The organism is Bifidobacterium sp. JNUCC 75, assembly GCF_054819865.1.
This window is the reverse complement of record NZ_JBTHIF010000001.1, coordinates 236,551-253,707: the sequence shown is the minus strand read 5'-3', so window position 1 is coordinate 253,707 and position 17,157 is coordinate 236,551. Positions and strand designations below refer to the sequence as shown.

Here is a 17,157-nt window from a genome sequence, read left to right as displayed (position 1 = left end):
CACGATTGGTTTTTGCTTGCTATTGCCTATGCCTACTGATGAGTCAAAGAACACGAAAGACAGTCCATTGTGTTATCAAAGTACGACATTTATTTCTAAAATATATTTAAAATGTGTAACTATATGTAAAGGCATCCGTCTTTTTTCTTAAGTGTATTTTAAGCTGAGAATTAGCTGCAAAAAGATATATAGAAAGTTGCAAGAATAGTTAAGATATAAAAAACTACGAGAATGCAATCTAGTTTTTCTTTTATCAAACTTTTAATTTTGAAACAGCACGTTTTGGCTTTAGCTTTTGGTTTCTCTTGGTTGTCGGCCCAACCGGAAATCCAAGGGTATATAACACCAGTTAAGAATGTAAAAACGGGCAATATGAAAACTTTTATCCAATCCGCAAGGCTCACATTCGCAAGAAGGTTCTTCAATAAATAAAATTCCATTATAAACGACAATATAATTATAATGATAGGACACACTTCAGCGACTTTATAGACTACTTTATGTTTATCCAGTTTTAGTAAATTGCGCGATATGTTCCAGACGATTGTAAGTACTGAGACTAATAAAGTAGGAATTAAAACTGCTGTATTAGCATCTATATTTTTGTGAATGAGAAAGCAAAAGTAAAGTAAAAAAAGTAAAAAAGAACCCAGCAAATAGGAGAGTAATAAAACCGATCCTTCGGGCCACTCTTTTATGTGCTTCACTCTACTCTCCTCCAATAGTCGCTTCTTTGACAATATATGCTCCAAGTTTTATTTTACTCTCAGAAATGAGGATTGTTCCATATGATTGCTGGTCTTTGTGAGATGCTTACTGACATAGTTCTAGGCAGACATTCAGTGTCTTTATGGCCTTGAGGTGATTGACAACGTCGCCATAACAACGCTACTCAACCATAGTGTCGGATGTGTAGCCGACTATTGCTCGGATGAGCTGTGTATTCACGTCAGAGGATGCCAGTAGGTTGACCTGGTTGTGTCCGATTTTGTAGTTGGAGTATTTTCCTTGTGGGGAACATGTATAACAACCATAAGCCAAAGAAAGCTAGCCATTGCTGTTTGGCGCGATGGCTGATTCGTCTTGATTGTGGAATATGAGATATTGGACTGCGTATGTTTGGCTTCATCTTCAGTTGCAGCACCCGAGCGAGTAGGTGCGTTAAAGTCACTTTGCGTCCCATCATGCTCTTGGGGTAGGTGATGCACCATCCGGACGGTAACGTGGAATTTATTGAATTCGGCAGGTATTCTCCCTGATTATCCACAGACCGTCGGGGCAGCCGGCTCATTGGTTCTTCCCGTAAGGCCAACTGTTTGCTTCTTTCTTCCCGCACCTGCGGCATTTCCACAGCTCTTTAGCTTTCAGTAACTACGATTGCCGGCCAGTTTTTCGAGTCTACATGGGCTCGATCTCTTTCCTCGGTGATGTCCCTTCTGCAGAATGCTACCTGTATCCAGGTAATCGTCCATTTTTTCTCGATATCATGGTTCTTTCTAACGTAAAAGGAATTGCCAGAAAGCGTCTTGATAAGAGACTCTGAAGTGGCTTTCGCATGATTTCGATTCCGCTGAGTTTCTGAACTTGTCGCCTTCGTGTGGGGTTCTCAAAAGGAGTGCAAAATGGCTTGTAGGTTATATGGCTGTATGGCATCTGTCTTTGCGCAAAAGGCGGCGGGATACCGCGATAATGAGCTTGACTAGGTGAAGTAATGAAAGGTGCGTCTGGTTTGCTCATTGCTGTTTGAAGCTGGCGCACTGCATTTTCTGTCCACACTGTGTGGAAAAAATAAAACTCAACAAAGGAGAACGAAGTGACCATATCCGGTACCGTTTTGAAGTCTCATCGATATCCGCAACATGTTCTCTTGAGGCCTTGCCTTGTCCGACGGGACGAAGTTACCACGGGTGGAGTGGGAGGACAACTGTTGTGTTCTAGCATGCATCCTGTCGATTCTGGATGCCGAAGGACTTCCTGTACCGACTCTCGGCACTTTGTTGGCTGAGGGGATTAAGAGCAGAGCCTATGCAACTGCCAAAGGATGGATATTGCGAGGCCTTCTTGAATTGAGGCGTTCCTCTGGCTTGGATGGTCAAGTTTTCCCTGAAGCCCCAATTGGTTTTCTAGAAGATCTACCCGCAGTCCAAGTCGCTTCTATAGTCTCTGTATCTTGCAACTTTCCCCAAAATCCAAAAGTGAAAGGCGGCCACTTGGTCCTATTTCGCGACACTCGGGTGTCTAACACAGAAGGTGAAGTCTGCTGCTGCGATGATCCTTCGATCGAGTGAGCCACTATCGATGAAGTGGAGCGAACCAGATTTTGGTCAAGTTTACCCGGCCGTGCGCTCATACTGAAAAGCACGAAAGCCTGGCAGGGGCTACGTTCGGTTATCGCTGATAAAGGGTAAGAAGCATATCGTCTTACTCGAAGCCTTTTACGGACGAATTAGAGAGCGCTGTATTGCCGTAGAGGAACCCTATGTAAAAAGTCAGGAACGGACTGGTGATCCCTGCTCGTGCGAGGAGTACGCGGGTGGCAGAAACAGGAGTGGGATGATCGCTGAATCCGCTTTTCTGAAGTGTCATGCTCATCTTCGGGCAAGTAAAAGCTGTCTGGAACAGTGGGTGACACGTATGTCTGTCGTTCAAATAGTGTTCTTTGGTTGTGCTACAATGATAGAGTCTGTTTTTGTCTGCTTCACACATGCTTACGGCATAAGTCGTGCCGCCATTGCGCTTGTGCTTCGAAGAGAAGCAATATGTAATGCCCTAAATTAGAAGCTTCAGGTCCTTGATGTTTTGCGCATCTGCCTAGGGCAGGGTGATGGGCTTCGGGAAATCCGCCAATGACATCTATTTCCTTCCCCGGAAGGTCTAGTCAAAGAACCAGATTCCGGTCGCTCAACTGAGGTTTTGTCTTGTGGGCTCGCGGTGTTGGAAGGTATCCTCTTTCGTTCTTTTATCGTAAAGATCACAGGCGGGGCAGAATCCTGGTCACAGCTAAGAAGACGAGATGAATAACTGTGCTTTCTGCCGCAGAGAATGTATCGCGGAAGGGGAACCATGAGCATGCTCATGAGCAGTCGTGCATTGGCCCAGACCCGCAGTGTTCGGCGCCACTAGTCGGTTTTGTCGTCATTGTCTCTCAAGAGGCGCTCATTTTCATGGTGGGATTTTTAACGTTTGTCTTAATTTTGGTGCGGATAGACCGAGTGGTGATAGACATGTTTTGGTGTTCAGGTCAGGCCTTTTTGCACCTGCCACCGTTCCCAAGCCCGGTCTACTGTGCCATGTTCCACGATGAGGTCGTCTACAACGCCCACGGCCGTAAGCATCAAGGCTGTGATCCAACAGTCCACGCGAATAGGGTTCTGCGTGAATGCGCCTGGAGCTATGAAAAAGAAGGACAGGATCAACATGATTGGGAATGAGACAGCCCGTCCGCGCATGCCAAAGATCAGCTTTTCGTTTCCGGTGGTTTGTGAATCGCTGCAGATACCGGTATGGTTCTAGTTCATCATTGCACCTGTCTGACTGTCGGATTGTTGTATATCCACATCATGCGCGGCGCTGCAGCATGCAGGCGACTCCCTCATAATTTATTTCAACATACCATAGAACGTCATTGATGAAAAGGGTCTGGCTTTGTAGTATTTGCGAATGGCTGATAGGGGAGTAAGGCAGTAGTTCTGATGCCTGTGCTTCGTAGTTTCGCGCATCTTCTCCCGTAGCGTTGCATGGAGACGAAACGGTTGGTTCGGAGCATGTCAGATATGAGCCGCTTGGCTGATGCTGATTGATGGTGTCAGGGGGATGAGTGGGTCTGTGATAGCGTCCGTCTGCCGCTACACGCAGCATGGGTCAGCCAGGGACGCTGTTTCAGCTGTATGGCTTTCGCAACTGTGAAATCTTCCATTGGGGCGAGACTAACCGACACGGTTGCACTGCCCGCGCCAAGTGATTGGGGCAACACCGGTTTCTCTGGTGAAAGCCGCGCTGAATGAACTAGGGCGCATATATCCGACCTGCCGGCCGATCCAGGTAATGTCCTCCCCAGTGGACGAGAGAAGATGGCGGGCCTGGTCCATTCTTCGCTCTCTGATGTACCTGGCCAGACTTGTGCCGGTCTGATGCCTGAAGGCGGTGCATAAACGGGTGCGTCCCACATACAGGGATTGGGCTATCTGATCAATGGAGAGGTCACTGCCCAAGTGGGATTGTATGTGGGCTTTGGCCTGTTGGACTAGGTCATAGTCATATGACGGTTCGTGGCTCTGTACAAGGGCGGAGAAAGCCTGGGCCAACATTGCCATGAGGAGGTCGATGTGTGCTTTTATGAGGAACTCCGTCTGGTCCGGCCTTCCTGGGGAAAACTTTGACATGGCGGTTAAAGCGGCCAGGGCGATACCGGATGGCCAGGGTTGGCAGAAGGCGTCAAAGAGTCCCTTGACCTGGCCGGGCCACTGGGTTTCCAGCTCCATGAAATAGTGGGGCAGGATGCAGATGCTCTGGGTCCGTGAACGGAAGCCTGCCGGCATACGGTTGGTGACCGATCCTGCCCGCTGGACCAGGGAGACCATATTGCCCTCCTGCATCGTACACGGCTGCAACCCGTAAGGAGCGGGGCTGGATGTCGGGCTTTCATCCAGGGTCAGGCAGGCGTAGTCGGTCATGGCGTACTCAATGAAGCTCATCTCGCGCAGGAAGGTGATGTCGTGCCATATGACCAGGCAATAAGGACCTGCCGGATTGGCTTGGAATCTTCCCCGACAGATGTCGCCATCGACCTGCCCTTCCAATCCACCCGACCGGTGATGGAGCTCCATGCCGAGTTGTTCCACCTGGGGGCGGTACAGGGTCTGAATCTCGCGGGATTCGGAGTGCATCTCGTGGTCGGTCATTGCTCACCTGGTTTCATTCTGCCGGCCTTGTGGCGATCTCGATAGACTTTCGTTTTCGTTCGCACCTTTTATGGATTCATCCGTCCCTCTGTGACGGTCTTCCAGCCGTTGATTTCTCAGATTACGTTCAATGGCAACGAACAACAAGGCCTTGGATGAAAATCAGGAGGAAAGGGATGACCACAGACCATGTGGATTCGGGAAGCAAACCGGATCCTATAGAAAGTAAAGCTCAGGGCGGTGGAGGCTGGCCTGGACAGGAAAAGTCGCATGGGCGTAGTTCCCTGATGCGGCTGCTTGATTTCGCTGGCCCTCGCAAGGTGTTCTCCTATCTCGGCTGTGGTCTGTCCGCGCTCTCCACGATTGCCGGCCTTGGACCTTACATCTGCATATGGCTGGCGGTGAAAGACCTCCTCGCCGTAGCGCCGAAGTGGTCCCAGGCCACGGGAATCGCCACATACGGATGGGTTGGATTGGGGTTTGCGGTGGCATCCGTCATTTTGTACTGTGCAGGACTGTTGATGGCGCATCTGGCAGCCTTCCGGAGTGCCTCCAACATGCGTAAAGAGGCCATGAGCCACCTGATGAGCCTGCCCCTGGGGTATTTTGACCTCCACGCTTCAGGCGAGTTGCGTCGCACGATTGATGGCTCGGCCGGCGATACCGAGAATCTGCTTGCCCATATCCTCCCTGATGCAGCCGGCTCCTTCGCCATGATTCTTGGTGTGCCGATATTGATGCTGGCTTTCGACTGGCGTATGGGCCTGGCCTGTCTCTTCCCCATCCTGATCGCCCTGGTCTGCATCCGTGTCATGATGAACGATCAGGGACAGTCCTTTGTGAAGAAGTACCAGGATGCCCTGGTGCGAATGTCCAAGACCGGAACCGAATATGTCCGTGGCATTCCTGTGGTCAAGGTCTTCCAACAGACGGTCTATTCCTTCAAGGCCTTCCACGAGGCCATCGAGCACTACAGCCGAATAGCCAGGAACTATGCCATGCAAATCTGCCACCTGCCCCAGACCATTCAGATGACGGCCCTGAACGGGACTGTAATTTTCCTTGTTCCTGTAGCCATCCTGCTGGCTTCGGGGCATGGTGACTTCACCTCTTTCCTGACTGATTTCGCCTTCTACGCCGTCTTCTCGGGCATGGTTCCCACAGCCATGACCCGTCTGCAGTTCTCCAATGAGTCCTTCAGCAAGGCCGACGATGCCTTGAACAGAATCACCGGCGTGCTCAGCATTGATCCCCTGACGGTAGTTGCCGAACCGGAACACCCGAAGTCGGCGGATGCATCCATGGAACAGGTGTCCTATAGCTATCCAGGTGCCAATCGTCCGGCACTCGATCGGATTGACTTCAAGGTGCCGGAGGGCACAATGGTGGCTCTGGTTGGTCCCTCGGGAGGAGGAAAATCGACCTGTGCCAGTCTGGTGCCGCGTTTCTGGGATGTGGATTCGGGCAGGGTCGCTTTGGGTGGCATTGATGTCAGATCCATGGATCCCCACGATCTGATGGGGCAGGTCGCCTTCGTTTTCCAGGCCAACAGGCTCTTTTCGACGACCCTGCTCGAAAACGTCCGCGCAGCCAGGCCAGAAGCGACTCCCGAGCAGGTACTGGACGCATTGAGGGCGGCTCAGTGCGTGGACATTGTCGACAAGCTTCCCAATGGGCTGGATACCGTGCTCGGTTCGGGTGGAACCTATCTTTCCGGGGGAGAGGTCCAACGCGTGGCTCTGGCCAGGGCAATCCTCAAAAAGTCTCCCATTGTGGTTCTGGATGAGGCGACTGCTTTTGCCGATCCTGAGAACGAGGTCCTGATACAGAAGGCGCTGACCAAGCTGACCCAGGATGAAGGGGGTCGGCGGCGAACCGTTCTTATGATTGCCCACCGCCTGTCGACTGTGGCCCACGTCGATCGAATTCTGGTGCTGGACGGGGGCCGTCTGGTTGAGCAGGGTACACATCGCCAGCTTCTTGATGCGCAGGGTACCTATGCCCGTCTCTGGTCTGATTACAAGCGGGCGGTTTCATGGAAGGTCAACAACTCTTCGAAGGCTGCCGGCAAAGCGGATCACGACCTCGCAGGCTCCACTGTGGGTGAGGAGTACGCCGCTTCCGGTGCCGGGCCATACGCTGCGGACTCGTCGACTGGTGATTCCGACATTCAGAGGGAAGGAGGTGAGGCATAAGTGCTCGCCTCATTCAAGAAGAAGTACGCCCTGTCCGATCAGGGCGTGAGAATCGTGGTTCTGGGAACGTTGTGGACTACACTGACCAATCTGATCATCATGGCGGGAACGGCCTCTCTTCTGCTGGTCATGAACGCTTTTGTCGGACACCTGACAGCGGGGGCGCCCCTGCCGGAGATCTTGCCCTATCTAGCCGGTCTCCTGGTCTTTGCCCTCATTCTCTTCGGCTCCTCCTGGTTCCAGTACAGTTACTCCTACGGTGCGGTCTTCAGCCAGACCGGAACTCAGCGGATCAACTTGGCCGAGAGACTGCGCAAACTGCCACTCTCATTTTTTGGGCGGCGTGACCTAGCTGATCTGACCGATACCATTCTGGGTGACGTGGCCACCATGGAACATGCCTATGCCCATGCCTTGAGCCAGCTCTACGGTGCGGTCGTCTCATCCGTCCTGATATTCCTGTCGCTTCTGCCTATCAATTGGGCTCTTGACCTGGCTGCCTTCTGGAGTGTGCCGGTGGCCTTCGCTATCATCTTTGCCACTCGACGATTTGTTGAAGCCTCGTCACGGCGCACGAGGCAGGCCCAGGTGCGGGTCAGTGACGGCATTCAGGAGGCGCTTGACTGCGTTCGGGAGATTCACGCCACCAACCAGGAAGACAGGTATCTGGACAGGCTCTTTTCGACCATCGACGACACCGAAGCCACTACAGTCCGAACCGAGATGACCAATGGTCTTATAATGAACTCCGCCATGGTGGTTTTGAGGTTGGGTGTGGCAACGACCTTCCTGGTGGCTGCCGGATTGATTATCCAGGGCAGGATCGACTTCATGGTCATGTTCCTCTTCCTCCTGATGGTCTCACGGATCTATTCGCCCTTTGATCAGGCGCTGATGCTGGTTTCGGAGCTCTTCCAATCCCAGGGCTCGGCCCGGCGGATCCGCTCCATCACCGAGGAACCTGTAGCCGGGGGTAGTACGGAATTCCATCCCGATGGGCACGATATCGTCTTCGACCACGTTGCCTTCTCCTATCCCGGCCTTGCGGGTAAGGCGGCAGGTGAGCCGGTTCTTGAGGATGTCGGTTTCACTGCCAAGGAGGGGGAGATTACGGCCCTGGTCGGTCCTTCGGGGTCCGGTAAATCGACCTGCGCCCGCCTTGCGGCTCGCTTCTGGGATGCCGCTTCAGGTTCCATCACCGTAGGAGGGGTGGATGTGAGCCAAGTGGATCCGGAGGTTCTCCTGCGAGACTATGCCGTGGTTTTTCAGGACGTGATGCTCTTTGATGACACGGTCTTGGGCAATATTCGGATGGGTCGGAGCGGTGCCAGTGACGAGGAGGTGTTGGCTGCAGCCAGCGCTGCCAACTGCGACCAGTTCGTCTCGCGCCTGCCACAGGGGTACCAGACGATGATTGGTGAAAACGGCTCCAGGCTTTCCGGGGGCGAGCGGCAACGAATCTCAATTGCCAGAGCCATCCTCAAGAATGCCCCGATTGTTTTGCTCGACGAGGCTACCGCCTCCCTGGATGTGGAGAACGAGACGCAGGTGCAGGAAGCCCTGTCGCAATTACTGGTGGGGAAGACCGTCATGGTCATCGCCCACCGGATGCGCACTGTCGAGCAGGCCGACAAGATTGTCGTTCTTGACCATGGGCATGTGGTCGAGCAGGGCTCTCCCCAGGAGCTTATGTCCGCAGATGGTGAGTTTGCGCGGATGGTTCGCTTGCAGGGGGAGAGCGCAGGATGGTCCTTATAGAACGAGCTTGAATCGGCTGCATGGAGGAGCCAGGAAATCAGGTCCGTTCTGCAGGAATCAAGGCTCATCAGGTCCTTGAGCATCGCGAACAACATCAAGCTGTACCTGCTCTAGGCAGGGACGCCAGGCAAGGTGCATTCGGGAAGATTCGGCCAGGTGGTGGACTCTCTGGGCATTGGGTCTATACTTGGCAAAACCGCTTAAATGCTCCGGTGGGAGAAAAGTAGGAACAGTTTTCGTGCGGGCCGTCATTATGAATTCCGAGGCTGTTCTTGCTGATGAGCCCGCTGCCGCTCTCGATTCAGCGAACAGGTCGAGGATCATCGCTCTGCTCTTTGGCCTGAACCAAGATTCGGGATCCACAATCGTCACCGTTATGCATGACGCCTCACTGGCTGACCAGCATGATCGAATCATCAAACTTCAACGAAAGGCCTAGAACATGGGTTTCTGGATTATGGTATTCGCGGCTTTGCTCGGCTTGGCACTGATTGTTCGGGGATTTGTATTGGGCAAGAAAGACAAGCGCTGGTTCGCGATGTGCATATTGGGCGCAGCAAGCCTGGCATTCGCCGTTTGGCTTGCTATATGAGCACCCGGTGAAACAATGCCGACCGCCAGCATCGGGTGAGTATAAGTACAAATCGCTGTCAGGTAGGACTGAGTGTGCCCAGTATGTGGCTGGACATACTGCGCATGGGGGGAAACCTGATAGGTTCAAGCAACTTGTAGTTCTGCTTTGGGTGCTTCGTGGGAGGGATCGATCCTTCCCAGTATAAAAAAGAGTCTGACAGGGCCTCTTCCATCTGTAGAAGTCGGATAAGGGTTCTCGTTGCGGTAAAAGCAACGCCCAACAACCTGCGAGACGCATTGTTTCCGCTCGGGGAACTCCGGCATTTGAGATTCAGGCATTTGAGCAAATCGCTTGCTGAAGCCATGGATGAGGAAACCAGGTTCTAGGAGATAGTTTTTTGTTTTGCTAGAGAGGCTGCAGGGGGGCTGCAGATGTCTTATTAGGAGAACCGCAGAGATTCCGTATTGCCGATGGCTGATCGAATTAATAAGTGAGTTCTTTCTTCTTTCTATGAACGTGTGGCAGATACTCATGGCTCACTTGATTCGCCAATGAGTAGAGTTGCATGTTTCTCTTTAGATTTGTAGACAGGTGCTTGAGCATTCGGTCCTAACAGCCAGCGGTTCTTATGCTGATGTATTTCAATCACCATTGGTGGTAATCTTTTCAAAGAGTGTGTGGCAGGTTTGGCCGCTCAATGCAATGAAACTTTAACGAACCGCTGTACCTACCATAAAGGGTGGCACCAATGAATGCTGCTATAGAACTTGGCAATCTAGTTAAAGAGTATGAAACGCCAGCAGGGGTTATCAAGGCCCTGGATCACCTCGATTTAACCGTCCCTGAAGGGGGCATCTTTGGTCTGCTGGGCCCTAACGGTGCCGGAAAATCAACAACGCTCGAAATAGCTGTCGGCTTGAGAAAACCGACTTCCGGAACTGTCAACATATTCGATAGGAATCCGCAGACTGATTCGCAGTGGATTCATCAGAGGGTGAGTATTCAACCACAGGAGTCCACTGTCTTTCCCCAGGAAAGAGTGGGGGAGATACTGTCATTTTGGGCCAGTCTTTATGATCACCCGCGCGACGTGGACAAGGTCGCGAAATGGATGGGCTTGGACGAATTGCTGCTCCGCAAGGTGGCGAAATTATCAGGTGGACAAAAACAACGTCTGAACGTTGGTTTATCCATCATCGGACGGACGAAACTAGCCATACTTGACGAACCTTCCACTGGTCTTGACGTAATGGCTCGAGACGACCTTTGGAAGGTGCTTCGTTTTTTGGCCGAAGAAGGTACGACAATTGTCTTATCGACACATGATTTGGATGAGGCGAGAGTTCTGTGCCAAGAAGTTGCGGTGATAGATCATGGTCGGTCTGTAGCTCAAGGCAGTCCGGAGGAACTCATAAGGAAATATGCCGAGGGGACGTTGATATCTTGCCAAGTAAGCCCAGATGGAATATTGGATCTGGTGAGCATGCTTCGAACTTTCGGCGAACCGAAAGTTATTGATAAGACAACCATCTCGATACGTGCCGACGATACGGATCCGGTCATTGCTGTGCTGTCAAGCAATCCTGCGGTTTCCCAATTACGTATGAACGAACCAAGCCTTTATGATGCCTTCGTAAGGCTGACCGGGCATGATTTTGAATAGTTGACGATACTCATTTTTGATAGGACTCCAGATGACACAAAAACGGGACCTTCGCCCCCTGTTGGCGCTACAGACTCGTGAACTAATCAGGAACACTTCATACTTTATTTTTGTCATAATTTTCCCTTTTGCCATGGCTGGTATGTTCCTTCTCATGTCCGAGATGATGAAAGGGCAGGCTGATGCTCCGGACTTCAGCCCCTTTGTCATGCCCATGGCCCTCTTTCTGGCAGTGACCGGTACAGCTTTGACAATGACTGCAGGCCCTTTGGCCGAGGTCAGGCAATCAGGAGCTCTTCGGGTACTTTCAACTACGCCCATCCGCAAAGCTGACTATTTGATGACGTATCTGGTTGTAAGGTTCATTATGGCGACCGTGCAGATCATTGCCATAGTCGGCGCTTCAGTATTGCTTAATCTGCTTCCGCTCAGGGATGTTGGTCGAGTTTTTGTCGTGTCCTTATTGGGCCTGGTCATGTTCCTTGCTCTGGGTTATTTAATGGGCGGGTGTCTTTCCTCATCGCAGTTGGCAACCAACTTGGGAACTCTCGTGCAATTGTTGGCTTTGTTCCTCAGCGGTCTGGCCATACCCTTCGCCATCCTTCCAGATTGGTTGACGAATGTTATCAGATGGATTCCTTCGACTCTATTTGGAGATCTTATTTTCTGGGCGTCAAAAAATCCTCTACAACAAACGGGCGCTATGCTTTCAACCTCCATCGTGCTTGCTGTTACTGTATTGCTTGTGTTTTTGGCGGTTCGTAGTTTCAAATGGGATGTGGAGTGAATTTAGAACACCGATTCTTACTAATATTAAGAGAGTACAGGAAAGTTGAACCGTTGAATACGAAACATAAGTTAATTATGGCACTGGTCAATAAGAGAGTTTGAGGGTTGAGCTGGCTTCTTTTCTCAATTACTGTCATGTCTGGGATTATCGGCACATACTCAGTGGAACCGATTCAGCCTGTTTATACTTCTGCCGATGGTCAACGGCATCATCTGTTTCAGGAGGATTGCTCAGATGGACCTGATCCCCGTCATTTAAGCCGAGGTTGTTCCATTTGACAATTCATGCTATTGGCAAGGTTTCTTAATCTTCTGTTCTTTTCCTGTGAAGCACTGTACTGCGACTGTCGGTCGTGTGCTGCTATCCCGCTGGCAGTATTGTCATGAAAGTTTCTTTTAGCGGGATAGGTACTTGGTCATGCCGAAGACATGGCATGACCTGCATTTAGTCTGTTTCGGATGTCTATTGTTTAATGGTCCTCCTGTCTGTCGCGACTGTGGTCACCAATGGAACACGTATATCATCGTCGTTTCGGATTTTTTAGAGGGACTTCGTCGATTCACGTTGCAACAGTTGATAGTGGGCGGTAAGTCTTTGGGGTTGTTGCCTGGTTTTGGTTTGAGTCTTCCCGGAGGCTTCGTCTAGGCGCATCACCAGGGTGTCAACAGCCTGCCGGGCCATATCGTCGAAGTCGAAGGCCACAGTACTCAGACTGGGAGCGATGAAGGCTCCCTGGGAGATACCGTCGAAGCCAATAACGGATACTTGATCAGGAATGCTGATATTCCGATCGATTAACGCTCTGATGACGCCAAGCGCCGCAGCATCGTTGATGCAGACCACAGCGTCAAAGCTTACCTGATTGCCGTATTGGTTCCTTGGTGAATGTTCGTAATTGGAGGCAAGATCATAGTCGATATAATCCAGCATGGTTTGGCGGCTGGTGCCGGGGCTCCAATCCGGAGGGTTGATGAACTGTTGAGGTCCTGGTTTCATGCCGTGGTTTGCCAGTGAGGATTCATAGCCGACGACTCGGGTCGTGGCTGAATTCAGCGGATTTACGCATTCGGTTAAAGGTATATAGGGCATGCCAAAAAAAACAGGATTTCGACAGCCGGAGGCAAATAGATAATCGGTGGCTTCGCGCATGGCTCTTTTGCCTGGGGTTTGCAAAACATCATATTCGGGATTTTCATCTTGAGCGGAAAGGAGTAAAGCGGGTTTGCCGTGTAATTGCGCCTTGATCTGCCGGCTTGTCAATTTACTGGGGCTGAAAATGACTGCATCGCAGAAAGCGCTGATTACATGCTCCAGAATTGTGGTTTCGCTCTCACGACGGTAGAGGGTTTGTTGGATGACTGTTTGTAGCCCCTTGCCCAAGGCATATTCTGAAATAGCGTCAGCTAGCTGGCTGACGTATGGATTGGCAATTTCCTGGACGACCAAGCCGATAGCCCCACTTTTACCAGACTTGAGGTTTCTGGCGGAAAGGTTAACGGCGTAGTCGAGTTCTTGTGCCGCTGCCATGACTCGTGAACGTGTGGCCTCGGAAATCATAGGGTCCCCGTTCAAGGCATAGGATACTGTGGCCTGTGATACACCCGCCAAAGCGGCGACATCACGCATTGTGACCATGAATTCTACCTTCGTCTTTCTTCTGTTTATGCTGTCGATGCCGAACCATAGGAAATTGATTGCCGTCTCCAAACAACGAACAATGCAGCTGAATCCATTAATCTAAGAATTCATTGCATATAGCTCATTACCTATCGTTCTTCTGACTTCAATCATGCTACGACTTCTTCAGCTTATATAAGCAGGCTATGGCAAATCAACATCATATTTGACACGTATAAGTTGTATGCGTTATATTGTTACTGGCAATTAGCTGATTCGATTCAGTAAGTGTCTTCACTGAGTCGAAATCCTGTCGAATGGTTGGTGCGTTGATGCCTGGCCATCCGGCAATATATGAGAATCAAGGATTCTTTGAACCAAGGAGGTTTCAATGAGGTCCTGGAAGAAGAAAGGCCTGACCGCCATCCTCGCGGTACTTGCATCAGTGTCCATGGTGTCTTCACTTGCGGCTTGTGGGGGCAGCAGTGGCGCCGGCAAAGATGAATTGGTCCTAACGATCTGGGGTGGTGATATTGACAAACGTGTCATGCAGAAACGTCTGAGTCTGGCTAAGAAGAAATATCCCAATATCCCCGTCAAACTGCAGTATATAGCCAAGGATTACGATACCAAGATCCAGACTATGTTTTCAGGCGGAACACCACCCGATATTTTGGAAATGGCTGATAATATCAACGCATACTCCAGTCGTGGTCAGCTAGCTGATTTGACATCGGATTTCCCGAACGTCGCTCGAGACTATGGCAAGACCAATCAGAAGATCTACACATATAAAGGCAAGCTGTATGGGGCTCCTGACAGGGCGGCACCAGCGGTGATCTTCTATAACAAGGACATTTTCGATGCTGCTGGTGTGGAATACCCCAGCGAAAAGTGGGATTGGAATACCTTCTTGACCAACGCCCAGAAATTGGTCAAGCGTGAGAATGGCAAGACCACTCAGTGGGCCTACTGCGAAGGTGATTGGTGGGCCTGGTATATGACCTGGATCTATCAAAACGGCGGCCGTATTCTCGACAAAGATGGCAAGCCGGTGGTGAATTCGCCTGAGAATGTTGAAGCCATGCAGTTCTATCAAGATCTCATGTACAAGTATGAGGTCATTCCCAAGCCGCAGGAGATCACGGATTCAGGCGCTGACCCCCTGTTCGCACAAGGTAAGACAGCCATGAATGTGACTGGTTTCTGGGACATCTCCTCACTTAAGGATGCCAAATTCAACTGGGGAGTTGCACCCCTGTGGCATGGCAAGAAGACTGCTGTACCCATGTTCTTCAACGCCCTTACGGTCTCTTCTCAGAGCAAGCATAAGGATGATGCAATCAAGATTGTGAAATATCTGACCTCGAAAGAGGGACAGCGGCCTATCGCCGAGAGCGGGCTCGACATGCCAGCGAACCTTGCTGCGGCCAAGGACAAGTCCTTTACCCAGGCATCTTGGAATAAGAATGGATTGGATCTGACTGCTTTCACCAGATCTACCTCGATGACCTATGCTCCGCCGTTGACGCCAGAATGGTCACAGATCACCAAGGCCATGTCCGATGGTATGTCCCAAACCTGGAACGGCAAGCAGGATGTCAAAACTGGCTTGGATAAAGCTCAAAAGACATTGGAGCAGGCTCTGAACAAGTAGCAGGGTCAGTCCAGTTCCAGGCAGCTGGCGGATCCGGCGCATAATGGCCGGATCCGTAGCGCCTTTTTACCCGCAGTGCTCTGTTGCGCCAAGTCAGATGCGCCTGCCGTCGTGTTTTTACATCGTCAAGAGGTGATTTGTATGAGTATATCCGCATCCATAGGTCGTCGTCATCGTGGTTCGCGTCGAGGAATGAAACGGAGCACTAGGGAGACCCTGTTCTTTTACGTATGTATATCTCCGTGGATTATCGGCTTTGTAGTTTTCACTGCGGTGCCTATGTTTTCTTCGCTGTATCTGTCGTTTACCGATTGGGATTCATTTCAGAAACCCAACTGGGTGGGTCTTGGCAACTATGCCAAGGCTCTTACTGCTGACCCTCTTTTTTGGAAAGTGCTCAGAAACACTTTCTATTACGCTATAGTCTCTGTACCTGTCTCCCTGCTCATCGCGCTGTACTTGTCCAATCTGCTTTCTCATGACTTTCGTGGTAAACGCATTTACCGCACCATCATTTATCTGCCTTCATTGGTGCCGCTTGTGGCAGCAGGATTGATTTTTAAATGGTTGCTCAAGCCTGAAGATGGACCAGTCAATGCCTTGCTGGGCCTGTTCGGCATCAAGGGTCCCGCCTGGCTGCTGGATGCCAACTGGGTTATTCCTGCCATAATCCTTCTGTCCATCTGGCAGGTTGGAGGGGGAACGATCCTGCTTATTTCTGCCATTAATGGCGTGCCAAAAGAACTGTACGAAGCGGCTGAAATTGATGGGGCAGGTCACTACAGATTGTTTTGGAGCATAACGTTCCCAATGATCACACCTATTTTATTCTTCAATCTGGTCACAGGGATCATCGGCGCTTTCCAGGTCTTTGACCAGGTTTACATCCTGACCCAGGGTGGTCCAGACAATGCCAGCCAGATGATGGTGCCTTATATCTATACGTCCGCGTTCAAGGATTTTCATATGGGTTATGCATCAGCCCTGGCTTGGATACTCTTTGTCATCATCATGGTAATTTCGGCAGCGGTGCTTAAGTCCTCGGATGCCTGGGTGTTTTATGAGTCGGAGGTAAAGAAGTGAATACGCGTTCTGATTTTGGCAGCAAAGCGAGGCGTTACGCCATTCTCACCGTAGTCTCCGCTATTCTTTGTGCCCCACTGGTCTTCGTCGTATCCATTGCTTTAAGCTCTGATGCAACGACCAAAGCTATGAAGTTTACTTTTCTGCCAGGGGAATGGCACTGGGAGAATTTCATCCGAGTCTTCAGCTCTGGACTTCCTATCGGCAGATTCATTCTCAATTCTCTGATAATTGTCATCCCTGCCTGTATTTTTATGACGTTTTCTTCGGCATTGGTCGCATACGGGTTTGCCAGGCTGCATGCACCAGGCAAGAACATCCTGTTCATCCTGGTTCTATCGACGATGATGATACCCGGCCAGGTGCTGATGATTCCTCAGTTCATTCTCTTCAGAACGCTCGGATGGATCAACACGCTCCTGCCCATGATCGTTCCGAATCTTTTCGCCAACGCTTACAACGTTTTTCTTATGCGTCAGTTCATCACTCGTATCCCCACGGAACTTGATGAGGCAGCGGAGATTGACGGCTTGGGATACTTTAGGATTTTCACCAGAATCATCCTGCCTATGATGGTCCCTGTCTTGGCGGCAGTGTGTGTCTTTACATTTTCGTCCAACTGGGGGAGTTTCTTTGGGCCCCTGCTCTACATCAATGATGAGGATAAAATGCCTCTGGCGTTAGGCTTGCAGGTGCTTTCGAGCCAGAGTTCCAGCGTGCAGACACCGCCTTGGAACATGATCATGGTAGGAGCGCTGATTCTCATCCTGCCGGTGCTTATCGTCTACTACTTTGCCCAGAGATATCTGTACGAGTCGGGGATGTTCGCCGGATCAGCAGGAATCAAGTAAACACCAAGGTTTGTCCTGTTTTGCAACAAGGCGAAAGGCATAGGAATGATGAGAAGAACAGCGACGAC

The 17,157-nt window shown here is 50.9% G+C and carries 11 protein-coding genes; 9 read left to right on the top strand and 2 right to left on the bottom strand.

Annotation, left to right across the window (positions count from 1 at the left end; all coding sequences use genetic code 11):
• Positions 1-3,926: 3,926 nt before the first annotated feature.
• The gene (locus ACVWNW_RS01050) at positions 3,927-4,901 is read right to left on the bottom strand and encodes a helix-turn-helix domain-containing protein (protein WP_454482525.1); all 975 of its coding nucleotides are present in this window, start codon (positions 4,899-4,901) and stop codon (positions 3,927-3,929) included.
• Positions 4,902-5,056: 155 nt separating this feature from the next.
• On the opposite strand from ACVWNW_RS01050, the gene ACVWNW_RS01045 reads away from it, so the two are divergent.
• From ACVWNW_RS01045 to ACVWNW_RS01020, 6 genes are all read left to right on the top strand, one after another.
• Positions 5,057-7,096, top strand: a complete 2,040-nt coding sequence (locus tag ACVWNW_RS01045) for an ABC transporter ATP-binding protein (RefSeq protein WP_454482523.1) — start codon at positions 5,057-5,059, stop codon at positions 7,094-7,096.
• Complete coding sequence (locus ACVWNW_RS01040) at positions 7,097-8,854, top strand: ABC transporter ATP-binding protein (protein WP_454482521.1); 1,758 nt, start codon at positions 7,097-7,099, stop codon at positions 8,852-8,854.
• Between the two features lie 238 nt (positions 8,855-9,092).
• Entirely contained in the window at positions 9,093-9,293 is a 201-nt protein-coding gene (locus tag ACVWNW_RS01035; RefSeq protein WP_052733338.1) for a P-loop NTPase family protein, read from the top strand.
• A gap of 3 nt (positions 9,294-9,296) precedes the next feature.
• Positions 9,297-9,446 carry a hypothetical protein gene (locus ACVWNW_RS01030; RefSeq protein ID WP_176694649.1) on the top strand — a complete coding sequence of 50 codons (150 nt, stop codon included), beginning with the start codon at positions 9,297-9,299 and terminating at the stop codon, positions 9,444-9,446.
• A gap of 730 nt (positions 9,447-10,176) precedes the next feature.
• Positions 10,177-11,091 carry an ABC transporter ATP-binding protein gene (locus tag ACVWNW_RS01025; RefSeq protein WP_198190922.1) on the top strand — a complete coding sequence of 305 codons (915 nt, stop codon included), beginning with the start codon at positions 10,177-10,179 and terminating at the stop codon, positions 11,089-11,091.
• Between the two features lie 31 nt (positions 11,092-11,122).
• Complete coding sequence (locus ACVWNW_RS01020; protein ID WP_144177275.1) at positions 11,123-11,878, top strand: ABC transporter permease; 756 nt, start codon at positions 11,123-11,125, stop codon at positions 11,876-11,878.
• A gap of 543 nt (positions 11,879-12,421) precedes the next feature.
• Here ACVWNW_RS01020 and ACVWNW_RS01015 read toward each other — a convergent pair.
• Positions 12,422-13,516, bottom strand: coding sequence for a LacI family DNA-binding transcriptional regulator (locus ACVWNW_RS01015; protein ID WP_454482518.1), 1,095 nt, complete (start codon positions 13,514-13,516; stop codon positions 12,422-12,424).
• 373 nt (positions 13,517-13,889) lie between these two features.
• Here ACVWNW_RS01015 and ACVWNW_RS01010 point away from each other — a divergent pair, with 373 nt between their 5' ends.
• The 3 genes from ACVWNW_RS01010 to ACVWNW_RS01000 all read left to right on the top strand — a co-directional run bounded on the left by ACVWNW_RS01010 (position 13,890) and on the right by ACVWNW_RS01000 (position 17,089).
• Positions 13,890-15,155: an ABC transporter substrate-binding protein gene (locus ACVWNW_RS01010; RefSeq protein WP_313841006.1), complete on the top strand. Its 1,266-nt coding sequence runs from the start codon at positions 13,890-13,892 to the stop codon at positions 15,153-15,155.
• A gap of 141 nt (positions 15,156-15,296) precedes the next feature.
• Positions 15,297-16,238, top strand: a complete 942-nt coding sequence (locus ACVWNW_RS01005; protein WP_198208426.1) for a carbohydrate ABC transporter permease — start codon at positions 15,297-15,299, stop codon at positions 16,236-16,238.
• The gene (locus ACVWNW_RS01000) at positions 16,235-17,089 is read left to right on the top strand and encodes a carbohydrate ABC transporter permease (protein WP_454482515.1); all 855 of its coding nucleotides are present in this window, start codon (positions 16,235-16,237) and stop codon (positions 17,087-17,089) included. The genes ACVWNW_RS01005 and ACVWNW_RS01000 overlap by 4 nt, the downstream gene beginning before the upstream one ends.
• Positions 17,090-17,157 lie beyond the last annotated feature (68 nt).